Origin of the sequence: Blastopirellula marina, assembly GCF_002967715.1 — a bacterium.
GTDB lineage: Bacteria > Planctomycetota > Planctomycetia > Pirellulales > Pirellulaceae > Bremerella > Bremerella marina_B.
Map to the genome: position 1 here is coordinate 82,873 of NZ_PUIA01000085.1, position 13,767 is coordinate 96,639.

At 53.2% G+C, this 13,767-nt stretch carries 9 protein-coding genes and 1 tRNA gene; 8 read left to right on the forward strand and 2 right to left on the reverse strand.

What is annotated here, in order from left to right; all coding sequences use genetic code 11:
• The first annotated feature begins 2 nt into the window (after positions 1–2).
• From C5Y96_RS25345 to C5Y96_RS25360, 4 genes are all read left to right on the forward strand, one after another.
• Complete coding sequence (locus C5Y96_RS25345; RefSeq protein WP_105359253.1) at positions 3–1,709, forward strand: cbb3-type cytochrome c oxidase subunit I; 1,707 nt, start codon at positions 3–5, stop codon at positions 1,707–1,709.
• A gap of 60 nt (positions 1,710–1,769) precedes the next feature.
• On the forward strand, positions 1,770–2,678 hold the full coding sequence (locus C5Y96_RS25350) for a cytochrome c oxidase subunit 3 family protein (protein WP_105359254.1): 909 nt from the start codon (positions 1,770–1,772) through the stop codon (positions 2,676–2,678).
• A 19-nt stretch (positions 2,679–2,697) separates the two neighbouring features.
• Positions 2,698–3,093: a cytochrome C oxidase subunit IV family protein gene (locus tag C5Y96_RS25355; RefSeq protein ID WP_105359255.1), complete on the forward strand. Its 396-nt coding sequence runs from the start codon at positions 2,698–2,700 to the stop codon at positions 3,091–3,093.
• A gap of 62 nt (positions 3,094–3,155) precedes the next feature.
• Positions 3,156–3,725 carry a heme-copper oxidase subunit III gene (locus tag C5Y96_RS25360; protein WP_158261424.1) on the forward strand — a complete coding sequence of 190 codons (570 nt, stop codon included), beginning with the start codon at positions 3,156–3,158 and terminating at the stop codon, positions 3,723–3,725.
• Here C5Y96_RS25360 and C5Y96_RS25365 read toward each other — a convergent pair.
• Complete coding sequence (locus C5Y96_RS25365) at positions 3,722–5,647, reverse strand: ATP-binding cassette domain-containing protein (RefSeq protein WP_105359257.1); 1,926 nt, start codon at positions 5,645–5,647, stop codon at positions 3,722–3,724. The genes C5Y96_RS25360 and C5Y96_RS25365 overlap by 4 nt on opposite strands.
• A 178-nt stretch (positions 5,648–5,825) precedes the next feature.
• On the opposite strand from C5Y96_RS25365, the gene C5Y96_RS25370 reads away from it, so the two are divergent.
• From C5Y96_RS25370 to C5Y96_RS25380, 3 genes are all read left to right on the forward strand, one after another.
• Positions 5,826–5,897: transfer RNA gene (locus C5Y96_RS25370), tRNA-Cys, on the forward strand.
• Positions 5,898–6,149: 252 nt separating this feature from the next.
• Positions 6,150–6,413, forward strand: coding sequence for a hypothetical protein (locus C5Y96_RS25375; RefSeq protein WP_199188797.1), 264 nt, complete (start codon positions 6,150–6,152; stop codon positions 6,411–6,413).
• 474 nt (positions 6,414–6,887) lie between these two features.
• Positions 6,888–7,733 (forward strand): TIGR01457 family HAD-type hydrolase, encoded by an 846-nt coding sequence (locus C5Y96_RS25380; protein ID WP_105359259.1) that lies wholly within the window; start codon positions 6,888–6,890, stop codon positions 7,731–7,733.
• Positions 7,734–7,951: 218 nt separating this feature from the next.
• Here C5Y96_RS25380 and C5Y96_RS25385 read toward each other — a convergent pair whose 3' ends face one another.
• The gene (locus C5Y96_RS25385) at positions 7,952–12,394 is read right to left on the reverse strand and encodes a CheR family methyltransferase (protein ID WP_105359261.1); all 4,443 of its coding nucleotides are present in this window, start codon (positions 12,392–12,394) and stop codon (positions 7,952–7,954) included.
• A 405-nt stretch (positions 12,395–12,799) separates the two neighbouring features.
• Between C5Y96_RS25385 and C5Y96_RS25390 the strand changes: the two genes are divergently transcribed.
• Positions 12,800–13,756 (forward strand): PQQ-binding-like beta-propeller repeat protein, encoded by a 957-nt coding sequence (locus tag C5Y96_RS25390; protein ID WP_105359264.1) that lies wholly within the window; start codon positions 12,800–12,802, stop codon positions 13,754–13,756.
• The last annotated feature ends 11 nt before the right edge of the window (positions 13,757–13,767 follow it).

The following is a 13,767-nucleotide window of genomic DNA, read 5'->3' on the forward strand; positions in this document are numbered from 1 at the left end:
CCATGTCCACGATTACACCAGAAACTCAAATTGATAGCGGTCACAACGACGACCCCAGTTCGAACTACTTGACTAGTTCGTCGGGCTTCATGTCGTGGGCCTTCACACTCGATCACAAGCGAATCGGTGTGATGTATCTTGTTGGGATCTTTGCCGCCTTTTTCCTGGGTGGTGTGCTGGCCCTGTTGCTGCGGCTGCACCTGATGGTTCCCAACGGGTTGTTTGGCGACTGGGTTTCGCTCGATAGCTACAACCAGTTGTTTACCCTTCACGGTGCGGTGATGACCTTCTTGTTCATTATCCCCAGTATTCCGGCCGCTCTTGGCAACTTCGTCCTTCCGCTGATGGTGGGTGCGAAGGACGTGGCATTTCCACGTATGAACCTGGCCAGCTTCCACCTGTGGGTTTTCGGGGCGATCTTCTTCTTGATTGCCCTGGTAACGACCGGCTTGGATACCGGTTGGACCTTCTACACTCCGTACAGTATTGAAACGCAAACCAACGTGGTCGCCGCAACCATCGGTGCCTTCATCCTTGGTTTCAGTTCGATCTTTACCGGCTTGAACTTCATCGTCACGGTGAACACCATGCGTCCACCAGGCATGACCTGGTTCAAGATGCCGCTGTTCATGTGGGCCATCTATGCCACGGCGATCATTCAGATTTTGGCAACACCAGTTCTCGGCATCACGCTGCTGCTGCTCATGGGAGAACGCATCCTCGGCATCGGTATCTTCGATCCGAGCATGGGTGGTGACCCAGTTTTGTTCCAGCACTTTTTCTGGTTCTACTCGCACCCAGCCGTGTACATCATGATTCTCCCGGCGATGGGGATCATCAGCGAATTGATGTCGGTTTACAGCCGCAAGCCAATCTTCGGTTACACGTTCATTGCCTACAGCTCGATTGCGATCGCTCTGCTTGGTTTCCTTGTCTGGGGTCACCATATGTTTGTCAGCGGTCAAAGTCCGATGTCAGCTGTGATCTTCAGTGGCCTAACCTTCAGCGTGTCGATTCCTTCGGCAATCAAGGTCTTTAACTGGACCGCTACGATGTACAAGGGGAATATCAACCTGGCTACGCCAATGTGCTATGCCCTGTCGTTCCTCTTCCTGTTCACGATTGGTGGTTTGACCGGTTTGTTCCTGGGTGCTTTGGCAACTGACGTTCACCTACACGATACCTACTTCGTCGTCGCTCACTTTCATTACGTGATGATGGGCGGTACGGTGATCGCCTTCGTTGGCGGCCTCTATCACTGGTGGCCTAAGATGTTCGGCGTGATGTACAACGAGACCTTTGGTCGCCTGTTCTGTGCAGTGGTCTTCTTCGGGTTCAACCTGACCTTCCTCCCGCAGTTCGTGATGGGCTCGCGTGGTATGCCGCGACGCTACGCCACTTACGTCGAAGAGTACCAGATCTACCATGTCCTCTCGACGATCGGTGCATTGACGCTGGGTATCGGGATGGTCGGTGCGATTGCCGTGCTGGTGATTTCGCTCTTCAAGGGACGCAAGGCTCCGGCCAACCCATGGGGTGCCGCTACGCTGGAATGGACCTGCACCAGCCCACCTCCTTACTACAACTTTGAACACGCACCGCATGTAGACTCGCCATACGACTACAGCGACCTGAAATACGACGCCCGAATTGGCGGCTATGTGAAAGATCCTAATGCACCGAAGAAGTCTTCGTCGGATCATCATTAAGCAAGCCCCGGTATCCCATTCATTCCGTTACGTGACGACGATTAGAAACGAAATTGCCCTATGAGCGCCGCCGTCGATACCCAAGATCAGGCCCATCATGAGGATGGTGATCATCACGGTCACAGTCCTTTCCAGGCTCACCACTTCGAAACGATGCAGCAGCAGTTCGATGCAGGTAAGCTTGGCATCTGGCTCTTTCTATTCACGGAAATCCTGATGTTCAGCGGGCTCTTTTGTGCCTACCTGATCTATCGATACAACCATCCAGAAGTGTTCTTGTACGCCCACAAGTACCTCAACACGAACCTGGGTGCCCTCAATACCGTCGTGCTCATCGTGAGTAGTCTGACCATGGCCTGGGCCGTACGTGCTGCTCAGCTCAGCCAGAAGAAGCTTCTGGTCGTCATGCTTAGCATCACTCTGGCACTCGCTGGTGTGTTCCTTGTGGTTAAGTACTTCGAGTACACGCACAAGTTCGAAATGGGGTTGGTTACCGGTCGGTCGAATGTGATGTATCAACTTCAGCATCCGGACGAAAGCGATCACAACAAAGAGTTGTACGAATCAGCGATCGCGGCTGAAAAGAAGGAAGCGGCCAAGCACAAAGAGGAAGAAGCCCACGCGGTTGCCGAAGCGGAACACGAGGACGAGCATCCTCATGAACATGCCGATACGCACGCTTCCGAACATGGCGATTCGCACGGCGACGGACACGGCGGGCCAGAACAGTTCCTCGATGCTCCTCGAAACACACAGATCTTCTTCGGCATCTATTACATGATGACCGGACTCCATGGTTTCCATATCTTGTTTGGCATGGTCGCAATCGGTTGGCTGCTATACCGCTCGATCCGTGGCGATTTCAGCAGTGAGTATTTCGGACCTGTCGATTACGTAGGCCTTTACTGGCACTTGGTCGACTTGATTTGGATCTACCTGTTCCCGCTACTCTATCTCATTCGTTCCTAAACCCACTTGGGATATTGATATGTCTGACCATTCGACCAACCACTCCGACGATCATGGACATGGCATGGGTCACGTCATGCCGTTGTCGATCTTGTTTGGCACCTTCGTCGCGTTGTTGTTTTTCACCGGTCTTACCGTCTTCCTGGCAGATCAGAACTTGGGTGAGATCGATATTTGGATCGCGCTTACCATCGCCACCATTAAGGCAGGCCTCGTCGCGACCTACTTTATGCACCTTCGCTACGACAAGCCTATTAACGTGTTGTTGTTCTTGTTCACGCTGGGATTTGTTGCACTGTTCTTCGGTATCACGCTGATTGACTCGGAACAATACCAACCGCAGATCCAAGACTACTACGAAGCAACTACGACCGTTACCGTGAGCGAAGCAGCACCGGCACCCCCAGCTGAATAGCCTGCCGGTTACGGTTTTCGGTGGAGCCCTGACACCCCATGCTCAGGAATTCTTTCACTGCGATGTCGATGCGCCGCGATGAATACCAGGCCAAGTTTGGTTTTGCTCTTTTCATCGCCTCGCTGACGATGTTCTTTCTCGCCAGTCTGGCTGCTTATGGAATCATTCGCGGCTCCTCCGGAGCACCTGCGATTTCGATTGGCTCATTCCCCCTAAGCCTGGTCGCCAGCACGATCAGCATGTTTGGTGTCAGCTTTGCCATGCATAAAGCGGTAGCCAACGTGCGTCGCGAACGGCAGATACCGTTCCGACGATGGCTGATCGCAGCGGCGGTAATTTCAATTGTCTTCCTGGTTTTCCAGTCGATGGGCCTGCATGCTCTGTTAGATATGCACCGCCTGGCCCTGGAAGATGGCGTGACCAAGCAGTTTGGCTTGATGTTCTTCCTAGTGCTGGTCCATGCCCTGCATGTCGTCGGAGGCATTTCCTTTCTGAGCGGCGTCCTAGTCAGAGCACGCCACGATGCCTACGACCACGAAAAACATTGGACTGTCGACATCTGTGCGTTGTACTGGCACTTTCTAGATGTCGTCTGGATCGTGATGCTCGCCACCTTTTTGCTGGGGCGTTAGCTTGCTTCCTGGATCGTGGCGAGTTCTTCCCATCGTTCCAGGCACATCAGCAATTCTTCCCCCACCGCTTCCAGACGCTGCGAGACCTGTTTGATTTCGTCTTGAGGCTTCTGATAGAAGCTCGGATCGGCGATCTTGGCTTGAAGCCCTTCTTGTTCTGCTTCCAGGCCTTCGATCTTCTCGGGCAAGCCATCCAACTCTCGCTGTTCTTTGTAGCTCAGCTTTCGCCCGCGAGGTTTGCTGGCGTCCTTCTTTTCAGCAACAGGCTTAGATGCCTCGACCGTTTTTACTTCTGGCTTAGCAGGTTCAAACGGGGGTGTCGTATCCTTTTTGTGCTGGATAAGGTAATCGTCGTAGCCGCCTGCGTACTCCAGAACGATGCCATCCCCCTCGAACGAGATCGTGCTGGTCACCACGTTATTGAGAAACTCTCGATCGTGACTTACCACCAGAACGGTACCGGGGTAGTTCACGACCAGATCTTCCAGCAACTCCATCGTGTCGGAGTCGAGGTCATTCGTGGGTTCGTCGAGCACCAACACATTGGACGGCTTGGCGAACAACTGGGCCAGCAGCAAACGGTTACGTTCACCACCACTCAAATACTTGATGGCTCGATTGGCTTGTTCGGGCGTGAAGAGAAACTCTTGCAGGTATCCCACCACGTGCTTCGACTTGCCGTTGATTTTGACGAACTCGTTTCCTTCGCCGATATTTTCACGCAGCGTCTGCTCGGGATCCAGCCGAGCCTGTAACTGGTCGAAGTAGGCGATCTGCACGTTCGTGCCGACCTTCACTTCCCCTTGATCAGGCTTCATTTGTCCCAACAGTATTCGCAGAAGGGTCGACTTTCCGATACCATTTCGCCCGATGATCCCGACCTTGTCTCCTCGCATGATCGTTGTCGAAAAGTTGTTCACGATCCGCAGATCACCAAAGCGATGCGCAAGTTGCTCGGCTTTGAACACCAATTGCCCCGATCGATCGCCGACGTGGGCTTCCATTTTCACGCTGCCCACATGCTTCCGTCGGTCGCGATATTCGTCTCGCATCTTCTTCAGTGCCCGGACACGACCTTCGTTTCGCGTACGACGGGCTTTGATGCCCTGGCGGATCCAGACTTCTTCCTGGGCCAGCTTCTTGTCGAATAGAGCTTGTTCTTTTTCCTCGGCTTCAAGTGCGGCGGCTTTTCGTTTCAGGAATTCGTCGTAGCCGCACGACCAACTGGTAACACGGCCCCGATCGACGTCAATCACGCGAGTTGCCAGTTTTCGAGCGAACGCCCGGTCGTGCGTAACGAAAACAATCGAGCACGATATGTTCATTAGCAACTTTTCGAGCCACAAGATCGAATCTATGTCCAAATGATTCGTCGGTTCGTCCAAAAGCAACAGGTCTGGCTCGTTGACCAAGGCCCGAGCCAGCAAAACCCGGCGTTTCATCCCGGCCGATAACTTTTGAAAGTTCAACTCACCGTCGAGGCCTGTTTTTGTCAGGGCCTGTTCGATCTGATTTTGCAGGTTCCATCCATCTTGGGTGTCGATTTCGTGCTGCAACACGTCCAGTCGCTTGGCCGTCTCGTCCGTGGGATTTTCGGCCAACTGATAGGTCAGGGTGTGGTACTCGCGCAAAATGGCCGCTAAGTCCCCCACGCCGTCAGCTACCACGTCGTAGATAGTGCCACGATCGTCAGTGGGCACGGTTTGCGCCATTTGGGCTCGCGTCAGCCCTGTCGAGAGGGCAATTTCGCCGTCATCCGGTATGACCTCACCAGCAAGGATCTTCAGCAGGGTCGACTTTCCAGCCCCATTTCGACCCATCAGGCATACCTGTTGCCCAGGCTCCAAAACAAACGACACCTCCGTAAACAAAGGGCGGTCGTGGTAAGAGTGACGAACGTTTTTCAGCGTGATCAGAGGCATAAAAATCTGCGGCCTATGGGGCAGGCAAGAACAGCGAATTCTAAGGATTCCGACTCCTCTATCGTCGCGGAAATGGCCCGTTTGCAAAAGCCCGGACTACGATTCTCAGCGAACAATTCGCAGACGATCCGAGAACGTGCCGAACTCATCTCCCCATCACGTGTCCGTAGATTAATACGACGCCGAAGCCAAACGGTCCGGCGGCTGTCTGCAAAACAGCTTCTCGTGGGTTCGACTCCCACCGGCGTTTCCTTATGAAGAACCCCAGAGCACGTGCTTTCGTGGCGATTGTCTTGCATCGGTCAAGAAGGTACCGTGAAAAAGATAGCGACCTGACGTGTTGGTCGACTACGTTCGCATCATAGTTCTGGCGGCTAGGCTCGTGCTTTCTCGTTATACCATTTACCGAAGACGCCCGACCGGTGCCCCACCACTTCCGGCAGGGGAGCGGCAAGATACCCGATATCGCACGCGTCACATTCTTCGGCCGACGCAAGTGATAGTGGAATCCTATCTGGCCGCCCCAACCGAGACGGCCTTTTCGGCATTTCAAGCTTCTTACCTGGAACTTCTCAGCACTCGTTGGAATGACGATCGTTCCGACTTCGACCAGTTGGCAAATTTAGCTCGCGAGCAGGATGTCTTTCTGGGTTGTAGTTGCCCGACGCAGAAGAACCCCGACGTTCGCCATTGCCACACGTGGATGGCATTGCAGTTCATGGCCCAGCATTTTCCTGATCTGGAAGTGATCTTTCCTGAGAAATAAGACTTACAGCCAGGGCACGCAATCATCCTTAACTGCGCAATCTATCCAGCAACTGATCACATAGTGCGCAGTATTATGTGATGACTTCTTAATGACTCCTGTTGTTTTCAGGTCCTGTTTTTTGAGGAAATTCTAGCTAGCACCTCGCACTGGGGCCAAGTGGATTCACCGAGTTCACCTCTTGCTGCCTTCTTCAGCACGCCCTTCGCACATTGAATTGGCACACCGACCAACCAGCTTATTTCACAAAACGTACTTTTTTGCGTAAGTGAGATACTCTACCACTATGGAAAATTGCCATGTCGTTTCTCCGCATTCTGTTGAAGTGATCACAAAAGACTCTTCCCTTACCAATTGCTTGGCACGCCCATTGCCAATTGGACGAGTGGAATTGAAAAGAGGTTTTGGGTTCGTTCGAAACTAACCCGGAGGTAAGTTCGGCGAACCGCAACTTTTACCCGTATGAGGTAACTGATGAGTAATAAGGGATTCTTGATCGACATGGATGGAGTCATGTACCGCGGCGGACAGATGATCCCCGGTGCGGATGCATTCATTCGACAGCTACGAGAAGACGGTACACCATTTCTCTTCTTGACCAACAACAGTCAGCGGACGCGACGCGACGTGGTGACCAAGTTGGCCCGCATGGGGATCGACGTAGAAGAGCAACAGGTCTTTACCTGTGCGATGGCTACGGCTCGGTTTCTGGCCAGCCAAAAACCCAACGGCACGGCATATGTACTTGGGGAAGGCGGCCTATTGAACGCGCTTCACCAGAATGGATATTCCGTCGTCGACCATGATCCAGACTTCGTAGTTGTTGGCGAAGGCCGTACCCTGAACTGGGATATGGTTGAAACGGCAACGCAGATGATTCTGGATGGGGCCAAATTGATTGCGACCAATGACGATCCGAATTGTCCTACGTCACGTGGTACACGCCCAGGTGCCGGGGCGACGATCGCATTTCTCGAGAAGGCGACCGGACGCAAAGCGTTGAGCATTGGTAAGCCGAGCCCACTCATGATGCGAATGGCACGCAAGGAAATTGGCCTAGAGACCTCCGATACCGTGATGATTGGGGACACCATGGAGACCGACATCCTAGGTGGTGTTCAGATGGGCTACCAGACAATCCTGGTACTCTCTGGCGGAACCCGGTTGGAAGATATCCCCAAACATCCTTACCAACCAGATCTAATCATTGACTCGGTCGCCGAGTTGGTGCGAAAAAAGGAAGAACGAGTCGTCTTACGCACACCCGTTATGGTCCCGGACGATTCCGCCAACGAATTCGTGGCTTCATTGCGACGATAAGTTCCTAGTCAATCCATGTACCTCGAACGACCGACAGTCACGACATCAGATCGTTGACTCTTTCCCCTCCCTCCTTGTGCCTGGTCGAGACGGCCTTACCAGGCACAATAATGGCCCACTGCAACTCCCGCCGGTGCCGTTCCTGCTATCCGACTTATCTGCCGAATTTAAGAACCTAAGAGCGGGCGTCACGTTATCCATAAGTGACGTGACGCCCGTTACTCTTCTCTTTGCAACTTCGCATGGGTCATCACCCTACGCAGGTCGTCGATACCGACTGGTTTGACCAGATGTACATCGAAGCCCGCCGCTTCCGATTGCAGTCGATCTTCGCTTTGCCCATAGCCTGTAACGGCCACCAATAGAATTCGATTATCTGGATCGACACTTCGGATACGTCGCGCCACTTCGTATCCATCCATTTCGGGAAGACCGATGTCCAGCATCACGACGCTGGGATTAAGCTCGCCGATCTTGGTAAGCGCCTCTCGACCGCTGGCAGCGGATTCGATATCGTGATTGGCTAAAGCGGCAAGGAGTCGAGACAATAGATGCCGGGCACTCTTATTGTCATCAACAACCAGGATCCGTTGATTCCCAGCGTCCTGGTACGTCTTTACCTCGGCAAATTCAGCAGGCATCTTTTTAAGAATTGGCAGTTGAACGATAAACTCGCTTCCCTGCCCTACTCCGTCGCTTCTGACTTCCACAGTTCCTCGGTGCAATTCCACCAGGCTCTTGACGATCGTCAACCCGATACCCAGCCCGCCTGGCTCTCGATCGAACGAACGCGACGATTGCGTAAACAACTCGAATACGCGCGGCATGAGTTCTGGATCAATCCCGATTCCGTTGTCCTTGAAGGAAACCTCAACAGAATTACCGTTTAAGGCGACGCCAACGTGGATATGGCCACCTTCTTCCGTATACTTCACACCGTTGATCAACAGGTTCTCGAAGATCTGAGCTAACCGTACAGGGTCTGCTTTCAGCCAAGTGGGCTCTTGGAGGATATCGGCCGAGAAGGTAATTCCTTTCTGCTCTGCATACGGCGTGATTGCCAAAAGGGCTTTTTGAATGACTTTCTGTAATTGCACATTCTCTTTCCGCAGTTCGACCTTCCCGCGAGTAATACGAGAGACATCCAGCAAGTCGTCGACCAAACGGACCAGGTGACGTACCTGCTCTTCCATGACCTCAAGTGGTTCTTGGGGACTCCGCGGATCCATCATCAACAGGTCGATACCACTACGGATCGGGGCCAGCGGATTGCGGAGTTCATGAGCCAACATTGCCAAGAATTCATCTTTACGGCGATCTGCTTCTTTCAGAGCATGCTCTAGCTCCATCTGTTCGGTGATATCGGTGTTGGTACCGAACCAGCGAATGACACGGCCTTTCTTGTCACGAATCGGGACCGCGCGTGAGAGGAACCAACGGTAAACACCATCGTGGCGGCGAAGCGGGAAGGTGTCTTCCCATATGGTCTCTCGTTCCGCACAGTCGGCGATCTTGTCTTTGACACGTTGAATATGATCTGGATGGTGCACATCAGCCCAGCCTCGATCCTTGGCGTTCTCGAACGTCTGACCAGTGAACTCGTACCAACGACGGTTGTACCAAGTCACGTCTCCCAGCGTATCGCATGTCCATGCCAGCTGCGCGATGTTATCCGCAAGATTACGGAAGCGTGCTTCACTCTCGTGAAGCAATTGCTCGGCCTCGTAGCGTTTCGAGATATCCTGAATCAAGGCATAGTACCCGACGACCACACCATGCGTATCGAAGTGCGGAATGTATTCCACGTGAACGAATCGTGACGGCCCGTGTCGATAAGGAAGTTCGCCATCCCAGGCCACTCTTTCTCCGGCGAGAACCTTCTCGATCTTATTTCGAGCAACTTCATAGGCCTTTTCGCCCACAACTTCCCAAACGGGCTTTCCGATAACATCTTTGATAGAGATGCCAAACCATTTTTCATAGCTGGCATTGGCGAACTGATACCGGTGTTCTTTGTCAACATAAGCCAAAAGCACAGGCATGGCGTCCGCGACCAGCGAGAGCTGTGTTCGCTGGAGATGCAGCAACTCTTGTGTTTCCTTGAGTTGCGTGATGTCCTGGAATGTCGCCACGACCCCTTCAATCCGATTGTCATGCGTGCGATACGGCAGTAAGCGGCGAACGAATACCTTCCCTTCTTCTGCTTCAACCTCGCGTTCGACCAACGTCAACGATTTCAGCACTTCCCGAGCGTCGTCCAGGAAAGAACCGTCGGTAAACTTGTGCGCCAAATCACTAATCGGCCGACCGATATCCGAACGAATCAAACTGAATAGGTCGATCGCTTCCGGCGTAAAATTACGCACACGGAATTCGGTATCCAGGAAGACCACCGCGATTCTCGTGCTCGATATCAAGTTGTCGAGGTCGTTATTGGTCGATTCCAGCTCGGCTAATTTATCTTCCAATTGGACATTAAGTGTCGTCAGTTCCTCGTTAAGAGACTGTAGCTCTTCGCGCGAGGCCTCTAACTCCTCCGTTCCAGATTGCAACTCTTCGTTGACGCTCATCGCCTCTTCATGCGATGCTCGCAACTCTTCGTTGGCTTGCTCGAGTTGCTCGATCGTGTGGCTCAACTCTTCGCGTGACTCCATGAGTTCGCGTTCGAGCGTCTTCACCACATCTTCCAGCGAATCGGTCGTTGCCGGAGAAGCGGGATCGCTCAAGGGATTCGACGCACTCGACAACGCCGGAGTCTTCGCAGGCTCACCTTCTTCTAGCTTTATGAAAATGAGCCGCTGTTGACTTTCCGGTTCGATCATTTTGCGAACGTACCCACGAACATCCAGTGTCGAGCCATCCGCCTGACTTAGCTTCGCCCGGTCGAATGAAGCATCTGACGCGGAATCGAGGCGACCAATCGCTGCTCGCAGTTTCAAATGCAAGCCAGATCGGACAAGTTCATACACGGTGTAACGCTGTTCGCCTTCAGGAATCTTCAAGAAGCGATCGCCACTTCCCCCAACGAAAATCGGTTGCAACTTCTCGTTAAGAATCAGCACGACGGCACCGGTCGACTTCCAGAACATTTCCGCAGCCAACTCTCGTAAGCTCGGTGGCTGGGGACGCCGGAAAGTCGGCCGTCGCGGTGCAACCCGCTTGGGTGTATGCCGGGAAGGAAGCACGAAATCGCTCGTGCCAGTATCTGTCGAGCGTTGGAAGATCCGAGCATGCGCATCGACCGGCTCAAAACCTTGATCGTAACGTCCGGCCGTTTCGGAATTGCCCAGCAGCAGAAAGCCTTCCGGATTGAGGGCAAAATGAAACTTTCTCAGGATGTTAGCCTGGGCTTCCGGCTCGAGGTAAATCAGCAAATTTCGGCAACTGATCAAATCGAGCCGAAAAAAAGAAGGATCCCCTTTAAGGTCATGGGCGGCGAAAACAACCATTTCGCGAATCGATTTGGAAACACGATATGTGTCCCCCTCGCGCGTGAAATACTTGCGTGCCCATTCGGGCTTGATATCCGCCGCGATCGTTTCCGGATAAACGGCCGCCCGCGCCGTCTTCAACGCGTGATTGCTGATATCGGTAGCGAAAATCTGAATCCGAGTGTCACGCTTCTCGCCAATGGCGTCGGAAAGGAGCATCGCCATCGTGTAAGCTTCTTCACCTGTTGCACAGCCTGGAATCCAAACACGAATTGGATCGTCAGAACTTCGGTTTTCAACAAGCTTCGGAAAAACAAGTTCGGATAACTTTTCCCAAACCTCTGGATTCCGCAGGAATTGTGTCACACAGATGAGCAAGTCCTGGGCAAGCGCTTCGACCTCCTCAGGCCGGTCTTTCAACCGATGGACATATTCGCGGATATCAGAGACGCCAGCCAAGCCCATTCGACGCTGGACACGTCGCAACAGCGTCGTGTGTTTGTAATTGCGAAAGTCGTACTCGGCATGAAAGTGGAGCAAGTGCTGGATTTCTTCCAGTTCCGCCAGAAACTGTGCTGGGTCGATCGTCGAATCATCGAAGACCGAGTTGTGATCGACATAGCTTTCCAGCGACTTGGCCAACTGCGCCACTGGTTGAACATAGTCGGCCTGCCCCGTTTCCATGGCATTAAGTGGCATGGAATCTTGGCCAGCCTCGTGCGGATGCTGCACCATGACCATGCCGCCACACTCTTTGATCTCGCGGATACCGAGAGTTCCGTCACTGCCGTTGCCTGAGAGAATAATCCCAACGGCATCCTGGCGCTGATCTCGGGCCAGGCTACGAAAGAAGTAATCAATCGGGTGCCGCCAGCCGCGAGATTCAGCGGATGGAGTGACTTGAAACTCACCAGAATGGATCCCGACATCTTGCCCCGGAGGAGCCACATAGACGAAACCATTCTCGATCGTTTGGCCTTGCTCAACCGAAACGACTTTCAAGTCCGTATGTTTGGAGAGGATTTCCGGCAAGAGACTGTCGTGATCTGGCATCAGGTGCTGTACCACGACAAAAGCCATTCCCTGGGCCTGGGTCAGAGCGGCAAAGAACTTCTTAAGCGCCTCAAGACCTCCCGCAGACGCACCAATCCCAATGACCGAAAGAGCTTGTCGCGCTCTGCCGGAAGTTCGACCGTCGTCCGGTTCACCGGTCGATTCTGCATGTACCATAAAGTTCCAATGGCCGAACGGCTTCTGTCGTTCGTGATAGGGAGAGCCCGGGGGAAGCAGCGTCAGATTTCAAGCTAAGACGGCAAGCCTCAGGCTGAGCGTAAATCCCCCGATTTAGATTCTCAGATCCTGATGTCGCTATTGTTGCAAACGCCGCAACTGCTTGCAAGCTTGCCAGTTATCGTTTCTAGGGCCATTTTGGCAGTGAGAGAAATTGGGGCAAGAAGGCAGAGCTATGGCAACAAGACTCAATTCTGCTGCGAATCAGGCTGTTTTCTGTTGGAAAGCAACCTCTTTTTTGCTCGGTTAGGGCCGTCACTGCTATGGATCGCATTGGACGCATCTATACTCAAGTCAGCACTTCCACTCCCCGCCCTGCCTCTCGTGCACTTTAAGGAGAATTTCATGCCGCGAACGACGCTTCTTGCTGCCCTGTTAATCGCTGCACTCTTGACTTCCACTTCGCTTCTTGAAGCAGGCCCATTTCGCCTGGTCATGCAGGGAAACAACAAACTTGCCATCGTCGACGACAAGGGGGACATCGAGTGGGAGATGCCTTGGGGTGGGATACATGATATTCACGTGCTGAAGAGCGGTAATATCATGGTCCAGCAAGGGGCCGCGAAAGTTGCTGAGATTGATCCTGTTAAAAAGAAGGTGGTTTGGTCTTACGATTCCGCCAAGAGCAACGGCAACGAAGGGAAGCGTATTGAAGTCCACGCGTTTCAACCGCTAGATGATGGTAGTGTCATGATCGCCGAGTCAGGTGCCGGCCGCATTATCGAAGTCGACCGAGATGGCAAACTGCTGAAGGAAGTTCCTCTGAAGCTGGACAACCCGCATCCGCATTCCGATACACGCCTGGTCCGAAAACTGGCCAACGGTAACTATCTGGTTGCCCACGAAAACGACGGCCACATCCGCGAGTATGACGGCAAGTCAGGCAAGGTAGTTTGGGACTACGAGGTCCCCATGTTCGATCAGGAGCCACGCGGAGGTCACGGCCCCGAGGCTTTTGGCAATAAGGCTTTCGCTGCCGTTCGACTGAAGAATGGAAACACGCTGATTGCAACGGGCAATGGACATAGCGTAATTGAAGTGACGCCTGCCAAGGAAATCGTCTGGAAGATCGGCCAGAACGATCTGCCAGGCATCACACTAGCCTGGGTCACAACGCTAGAAGTCTTGCCCAACGGCCACTACGTGATCGGCAACTGCCATGCTGGTCCTGACAACCCCCTGCTGATCGAAGTCGATCCGAAGTCGAAGAAGGTCGTTTGGCAATTCGACCAATTCGACGTCTTCGGCAATTCGGCACCTAACTCTCAACTGCTGAATGTCGATGGGGACGTGCGTCGCTAACAAGCATCGCG